The sequence below is a fragment of the Micromonospora chersina genome (genome assembly GCF_900091475.1).
Taxonomy (GTDB): domain Bacteria; phylum Actinomycetota; class Actinomycetes; order Mycobacteriales; family Micromonosporaceae; genus Micromonospora; species Micromonospora chersina.
In genome coordinates this window covers 2949106-2972667 of record NZ_FMIB01000002.1, presented here as the reverse complement: position 1 = coordinate 2972667, position 23562 = coordinate 2949106, and the positions used below count along the sequence as shown (strand labels likewise).

The window sequence follows — 23562 nt, the reverse complement described above, 5'->3', positions numbered from 1 at the left end:
GAGAGCCGACCCGCCCTGCCCGCTGACCCCGCACGTCGTACCGCAACCGCACCGCCCCGTGCCCCCTCACGAAGGCGACCGCCGTGCCCGTCACCCACCCCGCCGCCGGCCCCCGCAGCCGGCCCCCGCTGCCCGACCTCGCCGTGTCGCTCGCCGGCGCGCTGTTCGTCCTGGCCGGCGCCGCCGGCCTGGTTCCCGGCCCGGCCGCCGTGGCGCTCGCCGTCGCCGGTGGCTGCGCCCTGGCCTGCGTCCGCCTCGCCTGGCTGGCCGGCGCCCCGCCCGCGCCGCCCGACCCGCCCACGCCGCTGACCCCGCCCGACCCGCCCGGGCTGTCCGCCGCGCCGTCCACGCCGCTGACGGCGTCCGACCCGCCCTCGCCGTCCACGCCGTCCGGGCAGCGGCCCGGCCGAATTCCGTCGCCGGACCCGGCCGACCCGGCCGCCGGCCGGCCGACCGGCCGGCGGGCCCGCCGGGTGGCGCTGTCCCGCCGGGTCGCCGGGATCCTCGACGTCGCCGTGCTGGCCGCCGGGCTCACCGTCGCGGTGCTGCCGCTGAGCGAGCCCGCGCACCGGCTGCCGGTCGCGCTGGCCGGCCTGGCGGTGACCGCCCCGCTGTACGCCGTGGCCCTGCTCCGGCTGCCCGGCCGCTCCCGGCTGTCCGCCCGGGATCGGCTGCGCCGCGGCGTGGACGTGGCCGGCCTCGGCGTGAGCCTGGTCTTCGCCGGCTGGGTGCTGCTGCCGCCCGGCCCCGTGCCCCCGGCCGCGCGGGCCGCCAGCGTCGGCGGCGCCGTGGCGCTGGCCGCGCTGCTGGTCGCCGCGCTCGCCGAGCGGCGCCGGCGGCCGGGCGCCGCCCGCTGCCACGCCGGCGCGGCGGCCACGCTGGGTGGGCTGGCCCTGCTCGTGGTGCTGCTCGCCTACGCCGCCCCGGACCGGGCCGTGCTGGCCGTCGCGCCGCCGCTGCTGGCCGGCGCGCTGGTCACCGCGGCCGGCGCCCGGCGTACGGCGGCCGGGGAGCGGCCGCGCGCCGGTGTGACCCCCGCCGCCTGGCCCGGGCTCACGGCGCCGGCCGGCATCGCGGCGCTGGCCGCCGGTCACCACCTGTGGACGGTGGGAGAGTTCACCGCCCCGGCGATCGCCCTGGGGCTGTCCGTCATCCCGCCCATGGTGGTCCGGGAGGTGCTCGCCGCGGCCGACCAGCGGCGCCGGGCCGAGCGGCTGGCCGCCAGCGAGGCGCGGCTGCGGCACCTGGTCGGCGACGACCGCCCGTCCGCCGGCACCGCGCCGGTCGACCGGGCCGGGCTGGTCCGCGCCCTGGACCGGCGCGCCGGCGGCGCGCTGCTCGTGGTCGACCTGCACGGCGCCGACGAGACGGCCGTGCTGGACGCGCCGGTGCTGGCCGAGGTCGCCCGCCGGCTCCGGGCCGGTGCCGGCCCGCACGACGTCGTGGCCCGGCTCACCGACACCGAGTTCGCCGTGCTCACCGACGTGGGGCCCGTGCTCGCGTACGCGCTGGGCACCCGGCTGCTTGTCGCGCTCGCCGAGCCGTGCCCGCGGCCCGGCGGGGCGAGCCGGATCCGGGCCAGCGTGGGGCTCGCCGAGACCACCGGCGGCGAGCCGGAGGACGTGCTGCGCCAGGCCGACCTGGCCCGGCGGCGCGCCGTGCAGCTCGGCCGGGACCGGGTCGAGTGGTACGACGCCTACCTGGAGGAGCAGCTGGTCCGCCGGCTGGACCTGGAGCGGGAGCTGCCGGGCGCGGTGGCCCGGGGCGAGCTGGACCTGGTCTACCAGCCGGTGCTGGCGCTGGCCGACCGGCTGCCGGTGGGCACCGAGGCGCTGCTGCGCTGGCGAAGCCCCGCGCTGGGCACGGTGCTGCCGGACGAGCTGCTGCCCGTCGCGGCCGACCTCGACCTGCTCGGCGAGCTCGGGCGGTGGGTGCTGGACCGGGCCTGCCGTCAGCTCGCGGACTGGTCGGAGGGGGGTCGCGCGCTGTGGATGGCGGTAAACGTCACTCCCAAGGAGCTGGCCGCGCCCGACTTCGTGGCCCGCACCGCGACCGCGCTGGCGGCGTACGACGTGCCGCCGGAGCGCCTGGTCGTGGAGGTGGCCGAGCCGGCGGTGGCCGCCGAGCTGTCCACAGTGGTGGCCCGGCTCGCCGGGCTCCGCTCGCTCGGCATCCGCACCGCGCTTGACGACTTCCGCGCCGAGCACGCCTCGCTGGCCCAGCTCCGCCGGCTCCCGATCGACCTGCTCAAGGTGGGCCCGCACCTGGTCGGGCCGGGCGCCGACGGGCAGCGCCCGCTGATCGACGTGGTGGCCAACCTCGGTGACCGGCTCGGCCTGGAGGTGGTGGTCGAGGGCCTGGAGTCCGACGCCCAGGTGGCCGGGGCGCGCCGGGCCGGCTGCCACTACGGGCAGGGCTTCGCGCTGGCCCGCCCGGCTCCCGCCGAGCGGGTGGAGGCGTGGTTCGAGGAGTTCCCGTCGACGCCGCGCTGACCTGGTCGTTCTGCGTGATCGCTGAACCGGTTCACCGAGGGCGCGGGGGAGCAGTGCTGCCGCGCGGGGTGAGGTGCGCGGTCTCGTCCTGGAGGCCGGTGACCGGCTCGCCCGCGATCACGGCGAGGAGCTGCCGCGCGGCGTGCGCCCCGTACGCGGGGATGTCCCGGCCCAGCGCCGTCAACGGCGGGTGCACGAGCTGGCAGAGCGGGGAGTCGTCCCAGGCCACGATGGACAGGTCGCCGGGCACGCTCAGCCCCATCTCCTGGGCCACCGAGAGCCCGGCGATCGCCATCACGTCGTTGTCGTAGATCACCGCGGTGGGCCGGCCGGCGGAGCTGAGCAGGCGGCGGGTGGCCCGCGCCCCCTCCTCGCCCGTGTAGTCGGACCAGACCGTGGTGGCCTCGTCCAGCCCGAGCCGGCGGCACACCCCGGTGAACGCGTCGGTGCGGATCTCGGTGTGCAGCAGCGAGGGCAGGCCGCCGACCCGGGCGATCCGCCGGTGCCCCAGCGCGACCAGGTACTCCACGGTCTCGACCAGGGCCGCCGCGTCGTCGGACCAGACGCTGGCCAGGCTGCCGGTGTGGCCCGGCCCGCCGATCACGACGGCGGGCAGTTGCAGCTCCTCCAGTGCCGGCACCCGCCGGTCGTCGGTGCGCAGGTCGCAGACGAACACGCCGTCGACCCGGCGCTCCGCCCACCAGCGGCGGTAGACCGCGATCTCGGCCTCCTGGTCGGCCACCACCTGGAGGGTCAGCGCGTACGAGCGGGCCGACAGCTCGGCCTCCACGCCGCTGATCAGCTCCATGAAGAAGGGCTCGATGCCCAGTATCCGGGCGGGCCGGCACAGGGCCAGGCCGACCGCCTTGGCGGTGGCGCCGGAGAGCGCCCGGGCCGCGCTGCTCGGGCTGAACCCGATCTCGGCGGCGATCGCCAGGATCCGCTGGCGGGTCGCCTCGGACACGCCGGGCTGCCCGTTCAGCGCGTACGACACCGCGCCCTTGGAGACCCCGGCCCGCCGGGCGACGTCGGCGATTGTCGGCCGCTTCACGGGCGCGCTCCTCCACTCGTCCGGCCCGCGCGGGGCCACCTTCGACAAACCGGCGGGTGACCGGCGGCTGTCACGCTACTGCAAGGGGGCTGCCGCGCCGTCGGCACGGCGCGACCCGGAACGGATCCGGGCGGCCTGTCACTTGCGCGGTTAAGCGTACGGCCAGACCCACCCTCCCCCGTCCTCCCCTCGTGTTAACCGGCCGTTGACAGTCCAGGGTGTCCCTCGTACGGTGTGCTCACTTATCCGGTTCAGTCAACGTCTCTCGATGTCGGGAGCGTTCCCATTTTGGCGCGGAGGATGACATGAAACGGTCCTGGACGCACTGGGCCCGGGCGGCGGCCGTGAGTGCCGTCAGCCTGGTCATGGTCGCCGCCTGCAGCGGCAGGAGCACCACCGGCGGCTCCGACGCGGCCGACGGTCAGATCACCCTGAAGATCAATTTCTGGGGCGACTTCGGCCTCCAGGACCTCAAGGCCAGGTACGAGGCCGACCACCCGAACATCAAGATCCAGCTGAACTCGGGCGAGTACAACGCCCAGCACGAGGACCTGCAGAAGAAGCTCGTCGCCGGCAACGGCGCGCCGGACATCGCGGCGATCGACGAGGGCTTCATGGTCCAGTTCCGCAGCCAGGCCGACAAGTTCGTCAACCTGCTGGACAAGGGCGCCGGCTCGTACGAGAGCAAGTACCTGCCCTGGAAGTGGAAGCAGTCGCTCTCCGCCGACGGCAGGACCCAGATCGGCCTCGGCACCGACGTCGGCGGCCTGGCCATGTGCTACCGGACCGACCTGTTCAAGGCCGCCGGCCTGCCCACCGAGCGCGACCAGGTCTCCGCGCTGTGGCCCGACTGGGACAGGTTCATCGAGGTCGGCCGGCAGTACACCGCCAAGACCAACAAGAAGTTCATCGACGCCGGCACGAACCTGTTCAACCCGATCCTCGGCCAGCAGCAGGTCGGCTTCTACACCGACCAGGAACAGCTCCAGATGGACGGCGGCCCGAAGGTCGCCTTCGACTACACCGTCAAGGCCGTCCAGGCCGGGCTCTCGGCCAACCTGGTCAGCTTCCAGGCCGACTGGGACAAGGGCTTCACGAGCGGCGCGTTCGCCGTGCTCGCCTGCCCGGCGTGGATGCTCGGCCACATCAAGGACACCGCCCCCGGCACCCAGGGCAGGTGGGACATCGCTGCGGTGCCCGGTGGCGGCGGCAACTGGGGCGGCTCGTTCCTGACCATCCCCAAGCAGGGCAAGCACGTCGACGAGGCGTACAAGCTGCTGGAGTGGCTGGTCGCGCCGGAGCAGCAGATCGAGATCTTCAAGAAGGTCGGCAACCTGCCCTCGCAGCCGGCGCTCTACGCCGACCCGGCGATCGCCGACTTCAAGAACCCGTTCTTCAACAACGCGCCGGTCGGCCAGATCTTCCCCAAGATGGCGCAGGGCCTCACCCCGCAGTACCTGGGCAGGAAGAACGGCCCCACCCGGGTCGCGGTGGAGAACGTGATCCGGCGGGTCGAGAACAAGAGCCTGAAGCCGGACGCCGCCTGGGGCGAGGCGGTCAAGGAGGCCGACAAGGCCGCCAGGTCCTGACCGGACACCGGTGACGGGGCGGGCCGCGGCCGGCCCCGTCACCGCCCGATCTCCTCACCCACCTCGGCCCTGGAGTGATCCGATGTCCACCACCCGTGCCGCGCCCGCGTCGCCGAGCCGCCGAGCCGCGCCGGAGCGCGGCAGCTCCGGGGGCGGCGACCGGCGGCTGACCTGGCGCAACCGGCTGTACCGCTTCGACATGCGCTACATGCCGTACCTCATGATCGCGCCGTTCTTCCTGCTCTTCATCGTGTTCGGGCTATTCCCGCTGCTCTTCAACGCCGTGGTGTCGCTGCGCAACTACCGGCTCGACGACCCGACGCTGCCCTACTGGGCGGGCGTCGAGAACTTCAGCCGGCTCGTCGGCGACGAGGACTTCTGGAACGCCCTCTACAACACCTTCGGCATCTTCCTGCTCTCCTCGGTGCCCCAACTGCTGCTCGCGCTCGTGGTCGCCTCGCTGCTCAACCGCAGGCTGCGCGCGCAGACCTGGTGGCGGGTCGGGGTGCTGCTGCCGTACGTGACCCCGATCGTCGCCTCGACAATGGTGTTCAGCGTCTTCTTCTCCCGCGACTTCGGCATGGCCAACTGGGTCCTCGGCCTGTTCGGCCTCGGCGGGCCCGACGACCCGATCGACTGGCGGGCCGACAAGCTGCACTCCTGGATCGCCATCGCCACGATGGTCAACTGGAAGTGGATCGGCTACAACGCGCTGCTCTACCTGGCCGCCATGCAGTCCATCCCGCGCGACGTCTACGAGGCGGCGGCCATCGACGGCGCCGGGCCGTGGAAGCAGCTCTGGCGGATCACCGTGCCGATGATCCAGCCGGTGGTGCTCTTCACCGTCATCCTCTCCACCATCGGCGGCCTCCAGCTCTTCACCGAGCCGATGCTCTTCGACCCGAACGCCCAGGCCGCCACGGGCGGGCCGAACGGCGAGTGGCAGACCATCGCCCAGCTCATCTACAAGGTCGGCTGGAAGGACCTGAACCTCGGCTACGCCGCGGCCATGTCCTGGGCCCTCTTCCTGATCATCCTGATCGTCGCCGGCGTCAACTACGTGGTGACGAACCGCCTGTCCGGAGGGCGCAAATGACAAGCGTCGCACCCGCGCGCCGCAGGCCGCGGCTGATGTCCCGGGCCCCGCAGGACACTCCGGCCGGCCTCTGGACCTACCTGTTCCTCGCGCTGACCATGCTGTTCGCGGCGTTCCCGCTCTACTGGATGTTCGTCATCGCGACAAGCGACGACGAGGCCCTCGCGAAGCTGCCGCCGGCGATCGTCCCGGGCAGCCGGTTCATGACAAACGTCGACGAGGTCTTCTCCCTCCAGGACGTCTACTTCGCCGCCTCGCTCGTCAACAGCGTCATCGTGGCCAGCGTGGTGACCGCGTCGGTGCTGTTCTTCTGCTCGCTCGCCGGGTTCGCCTTCGCCAAGCTGCGCTTCCGGGGCAGCAACGCGCTGATGCTCTTCGTGGTGCTCACCCTGACCGTGCCCAACCAGCTCGGCATCGTGGCGCTCTACATCGTGATGGGCAAGCTCGGCTGGAACGGCACCCTGCTCGCGGTGATCGCCCCCGGGCTGGTGACCGCGTTCGGCGTGTTCTACATGCGGCAGTTCATCGTCAACACCGTCCCCGACGAGCTGGTCGAGTCGGCACGGATGGACGGCGCCACCACCATGCGGGTGTACGCCAGCATCGTGCTGCCGGCGATCCGCCCGGCCCTGGCCGTGCTCGGGCTGCTCACCTTCGTGGCCACCTGGAACGACTTCCAGTGGCCGCTCATCACGCTGAGCGGCACCGACTTCCCCACCTCGATGGTGGCGGTGTCCGACCTGGCCAGCGGAAACTACGTGATCTACCGGCGGGTGCTGGCCGGCGCGTTCATCGCCACCGTCCCCCTGCTGGTCATGCTGTTCATCGGTGGACGTCAGATCGTCCGGGGAATCATGGAAGGCGCGGTGAAGTCGTGAGCCGTCAGACGCTGCACGAGGGTTGGGTGCTGCGGGCCGTGCCCGGCCCGCAGGTGCCGCCGGAGGTCGCCGGCCGGGCGGTGCCGGCGACCGTACCCGGAGAGGTGCACACCGACCTGCTGGCGGCCGGCCTCATCCCCGACCCGTACCTCGACGACAACGAGAACGGCCTGCACTGGATCGGCCGGACCGACTGGGTCTACGAGACCACCTTCGACTGGCGGCGGGGCGGCGACGAGCGGGTCGACCTGGTCTGCGCCGGCCTGGACACGGTCGCCACGGTCACCCTCAACGGCACCGAGGTCGGCCGCACCCAGAACCAGCACCGCGGCTACCGCTTCCCCGCCGGCCCCCTGCTGCGGCGAGGCGCCAACACCCTCACCGTGCGGTTCGGCTCGGCGTACCGCTACGCGGAGGCGCACCGGGACCGGCTCGGCGACCGGCCCAACGCGTACCCGGAGCCCTTCCACTTCATCCGCAAGACCGCCTGCAACTTCGGCTGGGACTGGGGACCGACAGTGGTCACGGCCGGCATCTGGCAGGAGATCGGGCTGCACGCCTGGTCCACCGCCCGGCTCGCGACCGTCCGGCCGCTGGTCACGGTGGAGGACGGCGTCGGCCGGGTGGACCTGCACGTCGAGGTCGAGCGGGCGGGCGACGACCCGCTCACCGTGCGCGCCACCGTCGCGGGCGTCGCCGTCGAGGTCGCCGTCCCGGCGGGGGAGCGTCACGCCGTGGCGACAGTCACCGTCCGCGACCCGGCGCTCTGGTGGCCCGTGGGGTACGGCGACCAGCCCCTGCACGACCTCGACGTGACCCTGTGCGCCGCCGACGGCCGGGCGCTGGACGGCTGGTCCCGCCGGATCGGCTTCCGCTCGGTGCGCCTGGACACCGCCCCCGACGCGCACGGCTCCGCGTTCACCCTGCACGTCAACGGGGTGCCGGTCTTCGTCAGGGGCGTCAACTGGATCCCCGACGACGCCTTCCCGAACCGGGTCACCCGGGCCCGCCTAGCCGAGCGCTTCGCGCAGGCCGTCGGCGCGAACGTCAACCTGCTGCGGGTCTGGGGCGGCGGCCGGTACGAGTCGGAGGACTTCTACGAGCTGGCGGACGAGCTCGGGCTCCTGGTGCAGCAGGATTTCCTCTTCGCGTGCGCCGCGTACCCGGAGGAGGAGCCGTTCCGCACGGAGGTCGAGGCGGAGGCGCGGGAGCAGGTCACCCGGCTCGCCAGCCACCCCTCGCTGGTGCTGTGGACCGGCAACAACGAGAACATCTGGGGTTGGCACGACTGGGACTGGCAGGAGCCCCTGGCCGGCCGCACCTGGGGGCGCGGCTACTACCTGGAGCTGCTGCCCGCGATCGTGGCCGAGCTGGACCCGACCCGGCCGTACTGGCCGGGCAGCCCCTGGTCGGGCAGCGAGGACGTGTACCCGAACGACCCGGCGCACGGCACCACGCACATCTGGGACGTGTGGAACACCGACGACTACACGAAGTACCGGGAGTACGTGCCCCGCTTCGTCGCCGAGTTCGGCTACCAGGCGCCCCCGGCGTACGCGACGCTGCGCCGGGCCCTCTCCGACGAGCCGCTCGCCCACGACTCGCCCGGCATGGCCCACCACCAGAAGGCGGCCGACGGCGACCGGAAACTCCAACGGGGGCTGGACGCCCACCTGCCGGCGGCCGCCGACTTCGACGACTGGCACTACCTCACCCAGCTCAACCAGGCCCGGGCCATCCAGCTCGGCGTCGAGCACTTCCGCTCGCACCGGCCGGTCTGCATGGGCACCATCGTCTGGCAGCTCAACGACTGCTGGCCGGTCACCTCGTGGGCGGCGGTCGACGGCGACGGCCGGCGCAAACCCCTGTGGTACGCGCTGCGCCGGGCGTACGCCGACCGGCTGCTCACCGTGCAGCCGCGGGACGGCGGGCTGGCGTTGGTGGCCGTGAACGAGACCCGCGAGGCGTGGCGCGCGCCGGCCACTGTCACCCGGCTCACGCTCACCGGGGAGCCGAGGGCGAAGACCTCGGTGGACCTCGACGTCCCCGCGTACTCCTCGGTGGTGCTGGCGCTGCCGGCGGAGCTGGTGCGGCCGGACGAGGCCCGGCGGGAGCTGCTGGTCGCGGAGGCCGGCGAGACCGCGGAGCGGGCGCTGTGGTTCTTCGCGACCGACCGGGAGGTCGAGTGGCCGGCCGCGGAGCTGTCCGCGACGGTCGAGCCCGCGGGTGGCGGCCAGCGGGTGCGGGTGACCGCCCGGACCGTGCTGCGCGACCTGACGATCTTCCCGGACCGGCTCGACCCGGCCGCGCAGGTCGACCGGGCGCTGGTCACCCTGCTGCCGGGGGAGTCGGCCACCTTCACGGTGCACGCCGAGTCCCCGCTCGACCCGGCGTCGCTCACCGCCCGCCCGGTCCTCCGCTGCGTCAACGACCTCACCCGGTAGCCGCTTGGATCGTGGCGAGTTGCCGCTCGTGGTCGACGGCAGCTCGCCAAGATCTCGCAGTTGAGTTGAAGATTTTCGCAAGTGCTAAAGTCTTCAGGGTTCTCGGGGAGGAGTTCTCATGTCGGTGCCGCTGTACCAGGCGAAGGCGGAGCTGTTCCGCACCCTCGGGCACCCGGTCCGGATCCGGGTGCTCGAACTGCTCCAGGACGGGCCCAAGCCCGTCCGCGACCTGCTCGCCGCCATCGACGTCGAGCCGTCCAACCTCTCCCAGCAGCTCGCCGTCCTGCGCCGGGCCGGCATGGTCACCTCGCACCGGGACGGCCCGCTGGTCGTGTACTCGCTCAGCACCCCCGACGTCGCCGACCTGCTCGCCGCCGGCCGACGGATCCTCGGCGCGGTCCTCACCGACCGGGACGCCCTCCTCGACGAGCTGCGCGCCGGGGACGGGCAGCGGTGAACGCGGCGGCCCCCTCCGCCGTCGACGCCCCGTCCCGGCCCGGCCTTCCCGGCGGCCCGCGGCGGGCCGGCCGGCTGCTCGGGACCCGGCTGTCCGGGCTGCTGCCGGGCCGGTCCGACTGGGCGGCGGTACGCCGCTCGCCCCGCCGCGACCTGCTCGCCGGGCTCACCGTGGCCGTGGTGGCGCTGCCCCTCGCGCTCGCCTTCGGCGTCACCTCCGGGCTCGGCGCGCAGGCCGGGCTGGTCACCGCCGTGGTCGCCGGGGCCGTCGCGGCGATCTTCGGCGGCTCCAACCTCCAGGTCTCCGGCCCCACCGGCGCCATGACCGTGGTGCTCGTGCCGGTGGTGCAGCGCTTCGGCGCCCGGGGCGTGCTCATGGTCGGCGCGCTGGCCGGCCTGATCCTGCTCGCCCTCGCCCTGGCGCGCCTCGGCCGCTACGTCCGCTACCTGCCCACCCCCGTCATCGAGGGCTTCACGGCCGGCATCGCCGTGGTCATCGCCCTGCAACAGGTGCCGGCGGCCCTCGGCGTCACCGACGCCCACGGCGAGAAGGTCTGGGCGGTGGCCGCCGACGCGGTGGTGCGGTTCGCCGCCCACCCCCGGCCGGTGGCCGTCGCCGTCGCGCTCGGGGTGGCCGCGCTCATGCTGCTCGGCGCCCGCTGGCGGCCCGGCCTGCCGTTCTCCCTGCTCGGGGTGGCCGCCGCCACGCTCCTCGCCGAACTGGCCCCGGTCGACCTGGTCCGCATCGGCGCCCTGCCGCAGGGGCTGCCCGCCCCGTCGCTGGACTTCCTCGACCCCGGCGCGATCGGCGTCCTGCTGCCCAGCGCGCTCGCGGTGGCCGCGCTCGCCGCCCTGGAGAGCCTGCTCTCGGCCACCGTGGCGGACGGGATGACCGTCGGGGAGCGGCACGACCCGGACCGGGAACTCTTCGGGCAGGGCCTGGCCAACCTGGCCGCCCCGGTGTTCGGCGGCATCCCGGCCACCGCCGCCATCGCCCGCACCGCCGTGAACGTGCGGGCCGGCGCGTCGTCGAAGCTCGCCGCGCTCACCCACGCCGTCGCCCTCGCCGCCATCGTGCTGGCCGCCGCCCCGCTCGTCGGCCGCATCCCCCTCGCCGCGCTGGCCGGCGTCCTGCTCGCCACGACCGTACGGATGGTCGAGGCCGGGTCGCTGCGGGCGCTGCTCCGGGCCACCCGGGCCGACGCCGTGGTGCTGGTGCTCACCTTCGCGGTCACCGTGATGTGGGACCTCGTCACCGCCGTGGCGGTCGGGCTGGCCGTGGCCGTCGTGCTCGCGCTGCGCGCGGTGGCCCGCAGCGCCCGGCTGGAACAGGTCCCCCTCGACCCCGGCGAGCACAGCGCCGAGGAGCACGCGCTGCTGGCCGAGCACATCGTGGCGTACCGGCTGGACGGGCCGCTCTTCTTCGCCGCCGCGCACACGTTCCTGCTGGAGCTGGCCGAGGTGGCCGACGTCCGCGTGGTCATCCTGCGGATGTCCCGGGTGTCCACCGTCGACGCCACCGGCGCGCAGGTGCTCGGCGACGCCGTCGACCGGCTGCGCGCACGGGGCATCACCGTGCTGCTCTCCGGCATCACGCCGGGTCACGACCAGGTGCTCAGCACGCTGGGCGTGGCGGCCGAGCTGCGCCGGGAGGGGCTGATCTTCCCGGACACCCCCGCCGCCATCCGCCACGCCCGCGCCATCGCGCTGGCCGGCTGACCGCCGGGGGCGGTTACTCCGGGACCCGCCGGTACGCGCCGTCGCTGGCCGAGGTGGCCATCGAGGCGTACGCGCGCAGCGCCGCCGACACCGGCCGCACCCGGTCGGTCGGGGTGTACGGGCGGTCGCGCTTCTCCTCGGCCACCCGGCGCGCCTGGAGCACGTCGTCGGGCACGTCGAGCCGGATCGACCGGGCCGGGATGTCGATGACGATCTCGTCGCCCTCCCGGACCAGCGCGATGAGCCCGCCCGAGGCCGCCTCGGGGGAGACGTGCCCGATGGACAGGCCGGAGGTGCCGCCGGAGAACCGGCCGTCGGTGAGCAGCGCGCAGGAGCGGCCCAGCCCGCGCCCCTTGAGGAACGAGGTGGGGTAGAGCATCTCCTGCATGCCGGGGCCGCCCTTCGGGCCCTCGTAGCGGATCACCACGACGTCCCCGGCGACGACCTGCTTGGCCAGGATCGCCGCCACCGCGTCGTCCTGCGACTCGTAGACCTTGGCCGGACCGCGGAAGGTCAGGCACTCCTCGGGCACCCCGGCGGTCTTCACCACGCAGCCGTCCGGCGCCAGGTTGCCGTGCAGGATGGCGAGCCCGCCGTCCGCGCTGTACGCGTGCTCGCGGTCCCGGACGCAGCCGCCGGCCGCGTCGGTGTCCAGGGACGACCAGCGGTTGGTGGTGGAGAACGGCTCGGTGGTGCGCACCCCGCCCGGAGCGGCGTGGAACAGCTCGACCGCCTCCGGGGTGGGGGAGCCGCCGCGCACGTCCCAGTCGGCGAGCCACTGCTGGAGCGAGGGGGAGTGCACCGCGTGCACGTCCCGGTGGAGCAGGCCGGCGCGGTCCAGCTCGCCGAGGATGGCCGGGATGCCGCCGGCCCGGTGCACGTCCTCCATGTGGTACTGCGGCGAGTTCGGCGCGACCTTCGCCAGGCAGGGCACCCGCCGGGAGATGGCGTCGATGTCGGCAACCCCGAAGTCCAGTTCGGCCTCGCGGGCGGCGGCGAGCAGGTGCAGCACGGTGTTTGTCGAGCCGCCCATGGCCACGTCCAGCGCGACGGCGTTCTCGAAGGCGGCCCGGGTGGCGATCGACCGGGGCAGCACTGAGGCGTCGTCGCCGTCGTACCAGCGCCGGGCCAGCTCGACGGCGGTGCGGCCGGCCTCGACGAAGAGCGACCGGCGGGCGGCGTGGGTGGCCAGCGTCGAGCCGTTGCCGGGCAGCGCCAGGCCGATCGCCTCGGTGAGGCAGTTCATCGAGTTGGCGGTGAACATGCCGGAGCAGGAGCCGCAGGTCGGGCAGGCGGAGCGCTCGATCTCGCCGAGCTGGTCGTCGGTGACCGCCTCGTTCGAGGAGGCGATCATGGCGTCGATCAGGTCGATCTTGGAGTGGACGACGCCCTCGATCGCCACCGTCTTGCCGGCCTCCATGGGGCCGCCGGAGACGAAGACGGTCGGGATGTTGAGCCGCAGCGCGGCCAGCAGCATGCCCGGGGTGATCTTGTCGCAGTTGGAGATGCAGACCAGGACGTCCGCGCAGTGCGCGTTGACCATGTACTCCACCGCGTCGGCGATCAGCTCGCGGCTGGGCAGCGAGTAGAGCATGCCGCCGTGGCCCATGGCGATGCCGTCGTCCACCGCGATGGTGTTGAACTCCCGGCCGACCCCGCCGGCCTCGGCCACCGCGTCGGCGACCAGGCCGCCGAGGTCCTTGAGGTGTACGTGGCCCGGGACGAACTGGGTGAAACTGTTCGCGATGGCGACGATCGGCTTGCCGAAGTCGTCGTCGGTCATCCCGGTGGCCCGCCAGAGGGCCCGGGCGCCGGCCATCGTCCGACCGTGGGTGGAGGTCCTCGACCGCAGCTCAGGCATGCCTACCAGTCTGACACCGCCGGCCCGGCGGCCCCCGGGCACGCGCGCCGTGTCCCAACAGTTGCACACCCGGTTCCCCACGGGGGGCGCCGATCCGGCACAGTTGAGGTCGTGCAGTCGTCCCCGGGCATGGTCACCGTCGCGGTGCTGAGCGGGCTCGCCGCGGCCGGTGCCGCCGCCCTGCTCGCCGCGTCGGCGCGCCGCCGGGGCGGGCCGCACCGGCAGGCCCACGTGCTGCTCGCGGTCGCCGCCGGGGTCGCCCTGCTCAGCCTGCTCCTCGGGCTGGCCGGCACGCTTGCCGCCGGTGACCACTGGGCGCACCGGCAGGGGCAGCGCACCGGCTGGGCCACCCTCGTCTCCTTCGGCACCACGCTCGCCGGGCTCGGCCTCGGCGTCGCCCTGCTCCGGCTGCCCGGCACCGCCGCGACCCGGGCGGCCACCGCCCGGCTGCTGCTGGACGGCCTGATCATGGCCGGGGCGCTCTGGTTCGTCGGCTGGGCGCTGTTCAGCCCGCCGACCCGGCTGCTCGGCGCCGCGACGCCTGTCGCCTGCCTGCCCATCCTGCTGGCCACGGTGAGCGCGGCGCTGACCGCCGGGCTGACCGTGATCATGGTGTTGCGGGCGGCGCCGCCGCGCGGCCGCCTCGTCCTGCTCGGCGCCGGCGCGACCGGGGTGACGTGCGGCGGCCTGGGCCTGTCGGCCGGGCTCTGCCAGGCCGGTGCGGGCCTGGCGTTCGCGGGCGCCGCGGTGATCGCCGCCGGCCTGCTGGCCACCGCCCTGGCCGCGCACCGCGTCGACCTGCCGCGGGTCGACGTCGACCTGATCGGCCGCGACGGCGAGTACGCCTTCGTGCCGATGTTCGCGATGGCCGCCTCCGCCATGTACCACCTCGTGCAGGGCGGCCGGTTCGACGTGTTCGGCATCGCGGCGGGCAGCTTCGAGGGCTTCGCCCTGGTGGCGCGACAGTACCTGGCCCTCAACGACGTCCGCGGCTACGCCGGCCGGCTGGCCGAGCGGGAGGCGCACTTCCGCGAGCTGGCGCACACCGACCCCCTCACCGGTCTGGCCAACCGGCGCGGCCTGCTGGGCGCGCTGCACCGCTGCGCCGAGGCCGGCGTCCCCTGCGTGCTGCTCGGGCTGGACCTGGACGGCTTCAAGAACGTCAACGACATGCGCGGCCACGACGTGGGCGACGCGGTGCTCGCCGAGGTGGGCCGGCGGCTGCGCGGCAACCTGCGCCCGGGCGACCTGGCCGCCCGGTTCGGCGGCGACGAGTTCGCCGTGCTCATGCACGGCACGTCCGACCCGGGGCCGGTCGCCGAGCGGCTGCTCGGGGTGCTCGGTCGCCCCTACGAGGAGGCCGACGGGCCGGTCTTCCTCTCGGTCAGCATCGGGGTGGCCGGCGCCTACGGCGAGACCGACGTCGAGCTGCTGCTGCGCAACGCCGACCTGGCGCTGCGCTACGCCAAGCAGCGCGGCAAGAACCGGATCGAGCGCTACGACGCCACCTACGACCAGCTGCTGCGCCGGCGCACCATGCTGGAGCACGAGCTGCGCGGCGCGATCGAGCGCGACGAGCTGCGGCTTGCCTTCCAGCCGGTGGCCTCGCTGCCCTCGGTCCGCCCGGTCGGGGCCGAGGCGCTGCTCCGCTGGCACCACCCGGAGCTGGGCAACGTCCGGCCCGACGAGTTCATCCCGCTGGCCGAGGAGTGCGGGATGATCTCCAAGCTGGGCGCCTGGGTGCTGCACCAGGCGTGCTACCAGCTCTCCCGCTGGCTGGCCGACGGGCACGACGTCTGGGTGTCGGTAAACGTCTCGCCCCGGGAGCTGCACGCCCCGGAGTACGTGGTCCAGGTCGCCGACGCGCTGCGCGCCCACCATGTGCCGCCGCAGCGGCTGGTGCTGGAGGTCACCGAGCACGCCGTCGCCACCGACCTGGACGAGCTGATCCGGCGGCTCACCGCGCTGCGCCTCACCGGGGTGCGGATCGCGCTGGACGACTTCGGCGCCGGCTACTCCTCGCTGGGGCAGCTCCGCCGCCTCCCGATCGACATTCTCAAGATCGACCACAGCCTGGTCGCGGAGCACGAGCCGGTCCGGCCGGTCGGCCGGGACGGTCCGGCGTTCGCCCCGATGGTCGACATCGTCATGCGCCTCGGGCACCAGCTCGGCCTGGAGGTGATCGCCGAGGGCGTCACCACCCCCGCCGAACTGGCCGCCGTGGTGGCCGCCGGTTGCCGCTTCGGGCAGGGCGCGGCCTTCGGCTGGGGCGTGCCCGCCGAGCACCTGGAGGCGATGCTCGAGGCGGCCACCTCGCCCGGCAACCGCCCGACCTCCGTGCCGCCCGCCCCACCGGCCGCGCCGGTGCGTACCGGGCCGTCGCCGCTGCTGCCCCGGCTGCGGTCGAATCCACCCGCCCAGATTCCCGCGCCGCGCACCTCGAATGAGGGATCTTCGCAGGTCGCGCCGGGCGCGGAGGGGGTGTCGGGCGCCGACACGCCCACGTCCGTGAACCAAAATGTGGGATCAGTTGACTCATCGCGTGAGATGCGTCAGGCTTGACCGCATGTCGTCGAACCGGTCGCTGCGAGTACTTACCTGAGCGCACTCTCCCGAACGAGAGTGCGCTGGCCCCGTGCATCTGCACGTGGGCCGTTTTTGTTGCCGTCGGACCATCGCCGGGACGCCCGCGTCCCATCCTGAGAAGCGCATCACACACTCCAGCCGAAGGCCTGAACCGCCATGACGAGACCCACGCCAGAGACCCTCGCCCACTCCGTCCGGCGAGCCCGCCCGGCCACCGAGCCGGCCGGCGACGCCGACCACGCCCCCGCCCCCCGCACCGGAGCCACCCCGGCCTCGCCGGCCGTACGGCAGCCGGACCCGGCGCCGGTCTCCGGTGCCGGATCGCTGGTGCGGTCGCTCGAGGCGCTCGGCGTCGACGTCGTCTTCGGCATCCCGGGCGGTGCGATCCTGCCGGCGTACGACCCGCTCTACGACTCGACGGTGCGGCACATCCTGGTCCGCCACGAGCAGGGCGCCGGGCACGCGGCCACCGGCTACGCCCAGGCCACCGGCAAGGTCGGCGTCTGCATCGCCACCTCCGGCCCGGGCGCGACGAACCTGGTGACGCCGATCGCCGACGCGTACATGGACTCGGTGCCCATGGTGGCGATCACCGGCCAGGTGGCCCGCCCGTCGATCGGCACTGACGCCTTCCAGGAGGCGGACATCCAGGGCATCACCCTGCCGATCACCAAGCACAACTTCCTGGTGCAGACGGCCGAGGAGATCCCGCAGGTGCTCGCCGAGGCGTTCCACCTGGCCTCGACCGGTCGGCCCGGCCCGGTCCTGGTCGACATCCCCAAGGACGTCCTCCAGGCGCCGACCACCTTCACCTGGCCGCCCACCCTGGACCTGCCCGGCTACCGGCCCACCCTGCACCCGCACGGCAAGCAGATCCGCGAGGCGGCCCGGCTGATGACCGGCGCCCGCCGCCCGGTGCTCTACGTCGGCGGCGGCGTGCTGAAGGCCGGCGCCACCGAGGGGCTGCGCCGGCTGGCCGAGCTGACCGGCATCCCGGTGGTCACCACCCTCATGGCGCTCGGCGCGTTCCCCGACTCGCACCGGCAGCACCTGGGCATGCCCGGCATGCACGGCACCGTCGCGGCGGTCTACGGCCTCCAGAAGTCCGACCTGATCGTGGCGCTGGGCGCCCGCTTCGACGACCGGGTCACCGGCAAGCTGGACTCGTTCGCGCCGGACGCCACAGTGGTGCACGCCGACATCGACCCGGCCGAGATCGGCAAGAACCGGCACGCCGACGTCCCGATCGTGGGCGACGCCCGGCACGTCATCGACGAGCTGATCGCGGCCGTCACCGCCGAGCAGGCGGCCCGGCCGGCCGCCGACCTCGCCGACTGGTGGAACCAGCTCGACGACCTGCGCGCGCGCTACCCGCTGGGTTACGAGGAGCCGGCCGACGGCACGCTCTCCCCGCAGTACGTGATCAAGCGGCTGGGCGAGATCGCCGGCCCGGACACCGTCTACGTGGCGGGGGTCGGGCAGCACCAGATGTGGGCCAGCCAGTTCATCTCGTACGAGAAGCCGTACACCTGGCTGAACTCCGGCGGCCTCGGCACCATGGGCTACGCCGTCCCGGCGGCGATGGGCGCCAAGGTCGGCAAGCCGGACACGACGGTCTGGGCGGTGGACGGTGACGGCTGCTTCCAGATGACCAACCAGGAGCTGGCCACCTGCGCCCTGGAGGGCATCCCCATCAAGGTCGCCGTCATCAACAACGGCAACCTGGGCATGGTCCGGCAGTGGCAGACCCTGTTCTACGGGGAGCGCTACTCCAACACGGAGCTGGGCACCCACAAGCACCGCATCCCGGACTTCGTGAAGCTCGCCGAGGCGCTCGGCTGCGTCGGCCTGCGCTGCGAGAACGCCGCCGACGTGGACAAGACCATCGAGGCGGCCATGGCGATCACCGACGCCCCGGTGGTCATCGACTTCGTGGTCGGCAAGGACGCCATGGTGTGGCCGATGGTCGCCGCCGGCACCAGCAACGACGAGATCATGTTCGCCCGGGGCGTCCGCCCCGCCTTCGACGAGGACGAGCTCTGATGACCATGCACACCCTGTCCGTGCTGGTGGAGAACAAGCCGGGTGTCCTGGCCCGGGTCTCCGGGCTGTTCTCCCGGCGCGGGTTCAACATCGACAGCCTCGCCGTGGGCGAGACCGAGAACCCCGACGTCTCCCGCATCACCATCGTGGTCAACGCCGAGTCGTCTCCGCTGGAGCAGGTCACCAAGCAGCTCAACAAGCTGGTCAACGTGCTCAAGATCGTCGAGCTGGACCCGCAGGTCTCGGTGGCCCGGGAGCTGCTGCTGGTCAAGGTCCGCGCCGACCGCAACGCCCGCGGTCAGGTGCTGGAGACGGTCGCCCTGTTCCGCGCCCGGGTGGTCGACGTCGCGCCGGACACGCTGACCATCGAGGCCACCGGCACCCCCGACAAGCTCGACGCGCTGCTGCGTGACCTCGAGCCGTTCGGCATCAAGGAGATGGTCCAGTCCGGCACGGTGGCCATCGGGCGTGGCTCCCGCTCCATCACCGCCGGCCCGGCGCTGCGCGCCGCCTGATCCGCACCACACCAGATTTCGACGGGCCGACGGGCACCGCCGTACGAAAGGGAAGTCAATGAGCGTTGAGGTGTTCTACGACGACGACGCCGACCTGGGCCTGATCCAGGGCCGCAAGGTCGCCGTGATCGGCTACGGCAGCCAGGGCCACGCCCACGCGCTGTCGCTGCGCGACTCCGGCGTCGACGTGGTGATCGGCCTGCCCGCCGGTTCGAAGAGCCGGCCGAAGGCCGAGGAGCAGGGCCTGCGCGTGCTCACGCCGGCCGAGGCGGCGGCCGAGGCCGACGTGATCATGATCCTGGCGCCGGACACCGCCCAGCGCGGCCTGTACGCCGAGGCGATCGCCCCCCACCTCGCCGCCGGCAAGGCGCTCTTCTTCGGCCACGGCTTCAACATCCGGTACGGCCTCATCAAGCCCCCGGCCGACGTGGACGTGGCGATGGTCGCCCCGAAGGGCCCCGGTCACCTGGTCCGCCGCCAGTACGTCGACGGCAAGGGCGTGCCCTGCCTCGTCGCGGTCGAGCAGGACGCCAGCGGCAACGCGTTCGGCCTGGCCCTGGCGTACGCCAAGGCGATCGGCGGCACCCGGGCCGGCGCGATCCGGACCACCTTCACCGAGGAGACCGAGACCGACCTCTTCGGCGAGCAGGCGGTGCTCTGCGGCGGCGCGGCCGCGCTGGTGCAGACCGGTTTCGAGGTGCTCACCGAGGCGGGCTACGCCCCCGAGGTGGCCTACTTCGAGTGCCTGCACGAGCTGAAGCTCATCGTCGACCTCATGTACGAGGGTGGCATCGCCCGGATGCGCTACAGCATCTCGGACACCGCCGAGTACGGCGACCTCTCCCGCGGCCCCCGGGTCATCGACTCCCGCGTCAAGGAGGAGATGCGCAAGATCCTCGGCGAGATCCAGTCCGGCGAGTTCGCCCGCGAGTGGGTGGCCGAGGACGAGGCGGGCCGGCCGAACTTCGCCAAGTGGCGGGCCGAGGGCGCGGCGCACCCGATCGAGGAGACCGGGCAGAAGCTGCGCGCCATGATGAGCTGGGTCGACCGGCCCATCACCGAGACCGCCTGACCACGGGTCGGGCAGCTCCGCGGCGGCCCGCGACCCGACGCTCTCCCCGGCGTCGGGCCGCGGGCCGCCGTCATTCGCGCCGCGGCGAGGGACCGGAACGGGCCGTGTCGACAAATTCCTCGACGGCCACGATCTCGTCCCAGATCCGCGCCGCCTCGTCCTTCCGGTCGAGGCGCCACAGCGTGCGTCCGAGGTTGCGCAGCGGCGTGAGGAGTTCCGCCTGGTCGATCCGCTCCGGGTCGGCCCGCAGCAGGTCGAGGCACTCCCGGTAGATCCCGACCGCCTCGTCGAGCCGGTCGACGGCGTGCATCCGGTTGCCCAGGTCGCACAGCGCATCGGCCAGGCCCAGCCGGAACTCCACCGGGTCGGCGGAGAACAGCTCCCGGCGGACCGCCACGCACTCGCGGAGCAGAACGCCCGACCCGCGCGGGTCGCCGGCCAGGTGCACCGCCCGGGCCAGCGTGAACAGGCACCGCCCGAGCAACTCCCGGTACGCCGGGTCCGCGCCGGCCAGCGACCGGGCCAGCTCGACCGCCTCCCGCCCGGCCGCCAGCCCGTTCCCGCGCCCGATCGCGCCCTCGCCCGCCGGCGCGCCCCCGTCCGGTCCGTCCACCGGCGACGTCCCGTCCCGTGCCGCCGTCCCGCGGCTACCCGCGGTGGCCGGCAGCTCGAAGACGGTCAGCCCGCAGCGCATCAGCAGGGCGCGGGCCAGCCGGGAGCGCCAGACCTCCGGAAGCCGCCCGGCGTGCTTCCGGCAGAGCGGGACGGCCTCGGCCAGGAGTTCTTCGACAGCCGCCCGGTCCCCGGCCGCGACCCGCAGGTCGACAAGCTCGAACAGGGCTCGGGCCAGCACATCGTCGTGGCGGTTCCGGGCGAGCGTCGTCGCCTCCGTCAGGTGCGCGACCGCCTCGCCCTCCCGGCCCGCCCGTGCCGCCAGGTTGCCGAGCACGAGCAGCCCGTGGGCCAGCGCGGCGCGGGATCCCGGCATCTCCGCCGCCAGCATCGCCCGCTGGCGGTCGACGGCCTGCTCCGCGATCCGCACGGCCACCTCCGGATCGCCCAGCTGGGCCCGACACTCCGCCTCGATCAGCATGGCCCGGGCCAGCAGCGGTCGCCCCTGCCGGGGCTGGAACCGGCTCCAGATCTCCACGTCGGCGCGGGACTCCTCGATCAGGGCGAGGGCTTCCCGCGCCGGACCGGTGACCGTCAGGCCCTGGGCGAGGTCCGTCGCGGCCGTCACGCCGACGGTGAGCCACTGGGACCGGCGGACAGCGGAAAGGGCGCGGTGCAGTTCCAGCGCCTGCCGTCGGGCGGTGTTCGCCTCCTCCCTCCGGCCCAGCGCCTCGTGGCAGTCGCCGATCACCAGCAGGGTCCGGGCCAGCCGCATCCGCTCCGGCCGCCGCAACCGCCCGCAGGCGTCCCAGGTCGCCCGTGCCCGCAGCGCCAGCGTGAGCGCTTCGCGTACCTCCCCGCACAGGTGAAGGTTCAGCGCGAGGAGTCCCCGCGCGGAGGCGAGCACCACCAGCGCGGGCCTGTCGTCGGCGTCCTCGACGTACCCGATGGCCTCCTGGAGCTGGTCGATCGCCTCGGTGGCGGGGGCGGTGTCGGGAGCGGCGGCCCGGGCCACCAGGGCCCGGGCCAGCGTGACCCGGTGCTGGTCCGGCCGCTCGGCGGCCAGCCGCCGGCAGAGGGCCACCGCCTCCTCCGCCGCCGCCGTGCGCCGGCCGGTCGAACCCGGCAGCCCGCTCATCTGGTGGGACCGGGTGACCAACGCCTCGGCCAGCCGCGGCCCCCACCGGTGGGGGCCGAGCCGGGCCAGCGGCCGCAGCAGCGCGATCCGGACCACGAGCGACATCAGCGGCTCCCTCCCCGTGCGGGTGCTGGGTTCCGTTGTACGCGTGCTCCGCCAGCCGCCGCGTCCGGTGAACGGGGGATGACCGGCGTGCGACGAGCCTGTGTGAGGGCGCTCACCCCGCGGTCCGCGACCCGGAGGGCGGGCCGACCCCTACCATCCTTGGTGAGGTGCCGCTTCAGCCGGCACCCGACGGCCACGGCACGGACCGGCGCAGGGCGCAGCGAGGCGTCCCGACGCCCCCGGCCGACCAAGAATCCGAGCGTCTACGAGGACCGATGAATCCTGTCGTACTGATCGCCGAAGAACTCGCTCCCGCCGCCATCGAGGTGCTCGCGCACGACTTCGACGTGCGTCACGTGGACGGCACCGACCGTCCGGCCCTGCTCTCCGCGCTCTCCGAGGCCGACGCGGTGATCGTACGTAGCGCCACCCAGATCGACGCCGAGGCGATCGCCGCCGCGCCGCGGCTGAAGGTGGTCGCCCGGGCCGGCGTCGGGCTGGACAACGTCGAGGTGCCCGCCGCCACGGCGCGGGGCGTCATGGTCGTCAACGCTCCCACCTCCAACATCGTCTCCGCCGCCGAGCAGGCCCTCGCGCTGCTGCTCGCCGTGGCCCGCAACACCGCCAGCGCCAGCGCCGCGCTCAAGGCGGGAGAGTGGAAGCGGTCGAAGTACACCGGCGTGGAGATCCAGGGCAAGACCGTCGGCGTGGTCGGCCTCGGTCGCATCGGCGTGCTCTTCGCGCAGCGCATCGCCGCCTTCGGCACCCGCCTGATCGCGTACGACCCGTACATCCAGCCGGCCCGCGCCGCGCAGCTCGGGGTGCGGCTGGTGGGCCTGGAGGAGCTGCTCCGGGAGAGCGACTTCATCTCGATCCACCTGCCCAAGACGCCGGAGACGCTGGGCCTGATCGGCGAGAAGGAGCTGGCGATCGTCAAGCCGGGCGTCCGGATCGTCAACGCCGCCCGTGGTGGGCTGGTCGACGAGCAGGCGCTCGCCAACGCGATCGCCGAGGGCCGGGTCGCCGGCGCGGGCGTCGACGTCTACGCGAAGGAGCCCTGCACCTCCTCGCCGCTGTTCGCCTTCGACAACGTGGTGGCGACGCCGCACCTGGGCGCCTCCACCAACGAGGCGCAGGACAAGGCCGGTCTGGCCGTGGCGAAGAGCGTCAAGCTGGCGCTCCAGGGCGAGTTCGTGCCGGACGCGGTGAACGTGCAGGCCGGCGGCGTGGTCGCCGAGGACGTGCGGCCGCTGCTGCCGCTGGCGGAGAAGCTGGGCCGGGCCTTCACGGCGGTGGCCGGCGGGGTGGCCGCCAGCGTCACCGTCGAGGTGCGCGGCGAGATCGTCACCAACGACGTGTCGGTGCTCAAGCTGGCCGCCACCAAGGGCCTGTTCAGCTCGGTGGTGGAGGAGCAGGTCACCTACGTCAACGCGCCGCACCTGGCCGCCGAGCGGGGCGTCGAGGTCACCCTCGCCACCCAGGCCGAGACCGTCGACCACCCGAACCTGGTGACGGTCCGCGGTGCGCTGCCGGACGGCCGGACGGTAAGCGTCTCCGGCACTGTCGCGCACACCGGCACCCGGGACGTGCTCAAGCTGACCGAGGTGGACGGTTTCGACGTGGAGATCGGCGCCGAGGGCATCCTGGTCTTCCTGCGCTACGCCGACCGGCCGGGTGTCGTCGGCACCGTCGGCACGCTGCTCGGCGAGGCCGGCGTGAACATCGCCGCCATGCAGGTGGCGCGCCGCGAGGCCGGTGGCGAGACGCTGATGACGCTCACCGTGGACCAGGCGCTCGGCGCGGACCTGCTCACCTCGGCGGCCGACTCGATCGGCGCGGTCGCGGCCAGCGCGGCGGACCTGCGCGACGAGTAGTCCGACCACGACGGATGGGGGCTCGGCCGGA

The 23562-nt window shown here is 73.9% G+C and carries 15 protein-coding genes; 12 read left to right on the top strand and 3 right to left on the bottom strand.

The features are described from left to right. Nucleotides 1–83 precede the first annotated feature (83 nt). Nucleotides 84–2492 carry a putative bifunctional diguanylate cyclase/phosphodiesterase gene (locus tag GA0070603_RS13475; RefSeq protein ID WP_244282516.1) on the top strand — a complete coding sequence of 803 codons (2409 nt, stop codon included), beginning with the start codon at nt 84–86 and terminating at the stop codon, nt 2490–2492. Between the two features lie 31 nt (nt 2493–2523). Here the strand turns inward: GA0070603_RS13475 and GA0070603_RS13470 are convergent, their stop codons facing one another. Further along, the gene (locus GA0070603_RS13470) at nt 2524–3543 is read right to left on the bottom strand and encodes a LacI family DNA-binding transcriptional regulator (protein ID WP_091312704.1); all 1020 of its coding nucleotides are present in this window, start codon (nt 3541–3543) and stop codon (nt 2524–2526) included. A gap of 305 nt (nt 3544–3848) precedes the next feature. On the opposite strand from GA0070603_RS13470, the gene GA0070603_RS13465 reads away from it, so the two are divergent. From GA0070603_RS13465 to GA0070603_RS13440, 6 genes are all read left to right on the top strand, one after another. Further along, complete coding sequence (locus tag GA0070603_RS13465) at nt 3849–5132, top strand: ABC transporter substrate-binding protein (protein ID WP_091312701.1); 1284 nt, start codon at nt 3849–3851, stop codon at nt 5130–5132. An 82-nt stretch (nt 5133–5214) separates the two neighbouring features. After that, nucleotides 5215–6228 carry a carbohydrate ABC transporter permease gene (locus GA0070603_RS13460; RefSeq protein ID WP_091312698.1) on the top strand — a complete coding sequence of 338 codons (1014 nt, stop codon included), beginning with the start codon at nt 5215–5217 and terminating at the stop codon, nt 6226–6228. Then, entirely contained in the window at nt 6225–7106 is an 882-nt protein-coding gene (locus GA0070603_RS13455; protein WP_091312695.1) for a carbohydrate ABC transporter permease, read from the top strand. Before GA0070603_RS13460 ends, GA0070603_RS13455 begins: the two co-directional genes overlap by 4 nt. Then, nucleotides 7103–9550: a glycoside hydrolase family 2 protein gene (locus GA0070603_RS13450; RefSeq protein ID WP_091312692.1), complete on the top strand. Its 2448-nt coding sequence runs from the start codon at nt 7103–7105 to the stop codon at nt 9548–9550. The genes GA0070603_RS13455 and GA0070603_RS13450 overlap by 4 nt, the downstream gene beginning before the upstream one ends. Before the next feature lie 118 nt (nt 9551–9668). Beyond that, nucleotides 9669–10007 (top strand): ArsR/SmtB family transcription factor, encoded by a 339-nt coding sequence (locus tag GA0070603_RS13445; protein WP_091312689.1) that lies wholly within the window; start codon nt 9669–9671, stop codon nt 10005–10007. After that, a complete protein-coding gene (locus GA0070603_RS13440) occupies nt 10004–11725 on the top strand; it encodes a SulP family inorganic anion transporter (protein WP_425270431.1) in 1722 nt (573 codons plus the stop codon). The genes GA0070603_RS13445 and GA0070603_RS13440 overlap by 4 nt, the downstream gene beginning before the upstream one ends. 13 nt (nt 11726–11738) lie before the next feature. Here GA0070603_RS13440 and ilvD read toward each other — a convergent pair whose 3' ends face one another. Continuing rightward, a complete protein-coding gene (gene ilvD / locus GA0070603_RS13435) occupies nt 11739–13586 on the bottom strand; it encodes a dihydroxy-acid dehydratase (RefSeq protein ID WP_091312686.1) in 1848 nt (615 codons plus the stop codon). A gap of 111 nt (nt 13587–13697) precedes the next feature. Between ilvD and GA0070603_RS13430 the strand changes: the two genes are divergently transcribed. From GA0070603_RS13430 to ilvC, 4 genes are all read left to right on the top strand, one after another. Beyond that, a complete protein-coding gene (locus GA0070603_RS13430; protein ID WP_091312683.1) occupies nt 13698–16148 on the top strand; it encodes a putative bifunctional diguanylate cyclase/phosphodiesterase in 2451 nt (816 codons plus the stop codon). 180 nt (nt 16149–16328) lie between these two features. Next, entirely contained in the window at nt 16329–18215 is a 1887-nt protein-coding gene (locus GA0070603_RS13425; RefSeq protein ID WP_091312680.1) for an acetolactate synthase large subunit, read from the top strand. Then, the gene (gene ilvN / locus GA0070603_RS13420; protein ID WP_046563652.1) at nt 18215–18730 is read left to right on the top strand and encodes an acetolactate synthase small subunit; all 516 of its coding nucleotides are present in this window, start codon (nt 18215–18217) and stop codon (nt 18728–18730) included. Before GA0070603_RS13425 ends, ilvN begins: the two co-directional genes overlap by 1 nt. A 58-nt stretch (nt 18731–18788) precedes the next feature. Continuing rightward, nucleotides 18789–19802: a ketol-acid reductoisomerase gene (gene ilvC / locus GA0070603_RS13415; RefSeq protein ID WP_091312677.1), complete on the top strand. Its 1014-nt coding sequence runs from the start codon at nt 18789–18791 to the stop codon at nt 19800–19802. A 70-nt stretch (nt 19803–19872) separates the two neighbouring features. Here the strand turns inward: ilvC and GA0070603_RS13410 are convergent, their stop codons facing one another. Continuing rightward, nucleotides 19873–21657 (bottom strand): tetratricopeptide repeat protein, encoded by a 1785-nt coding sequence (locus GA0070603_RS13410; RefSeq protein ID WP_091312674.1) that lies wholly within the window; start codon nt 21655–21657, stop codon nt 19873–19875. Between the two features lie 275 nt (nt 21658–21932). Here GA0070603_RS13410 and serA point away from each other — a divergent pair, with 275 nt between their 5' ends. Beyond that, the gene (gene serA, locus GA0070603_RS13405; RefSeq protein ID WP_091312671.1) at nt 21933–23531 is read left to right on the top strand and encodes a phosphoglycerate dehydrogenase; all 1599 of its coding nucleotides are present in this window, start codon (nt 21933–21935) and stop codon (nt 23529–23531) included. The last annotated feature ends 31 nt before the right edge of the window (nt 23532–23562 follow it).

Excerpts from the sequence above, each read along its gene's own strand:
- ilvC (WP_091312677.1), top strand. The coding sequence starts at position 18,789 with ATGAGCGTTGAGGTGTTCTACGACGACGACGCCGACCTGGGCCTGATC.
- serA (WP_091312671.1), top strand. The coding sequence starts at position 21,933 with ATGAATCCTGTCGTACTGATCGCCGAAGAACTCGCTCCCGCCGCCATC.
- GA0070603_RS13455 (WP_091312695.1), top strand. The coding sequence starts at position 6,225 with ATGACAAGCGTCGCACCCGCGCGCCGCAGGCCGCGGCTGATGTCCCGG.
- ilvN (WP_046563652.1), top strand. The coding sequence starts at position 18,215 with ATGACCATGCACACCCTGTCCGTGCTGGTGGAGAACAAGCCGGGTGTC.
- GA0070603_RS13410 (WP_091312674.1), bottom strand. The coding sequence starts at position 21,657 with ATGTCGCTCGTGGTCCGGATCGCGCTGCTGCGGCCGCTGGCCCGGCTC.
- GA0070603_RS13460 (WP_091312698.1), top strand. The coding sequence starts at position 5,215 with ATGTCCACCACCCGTGCCGCGCCCGCGTCGCCGAGCCGCCGAGCCGCG.
- GA0070603_RS13465 (WP_091312701.1), top strand. The coding sequence starts at position 3,849 with ATGAAACGGTCCTGGACGCACTGGGCCCGGGCGGCGGCCGTGAGTGCC.
- ilvD (WP_091312686.1), bottom strand. The coding sequence starts at position 13,586 with ATGCCTGAGCTGCGGTCGAGGACCTCCACCCACGGTCGGACGATGGCC.
- GA0070603_RS13425 (WP_091312680.1), top strand. The coding sequence starts at position 16,329 with ATGACGAGACCCACGCCAGAGACCCTCGCCCACTCCGTCCGGCGAGCC.
- GA0070603_RS13445 (WP_091312689.1), top strand. The coding sequence starts at position 9,669 with ATGTCGGTGCCGCTGTACCAGGCGAAGGCGGAGCTGTTCCGCACCCTC.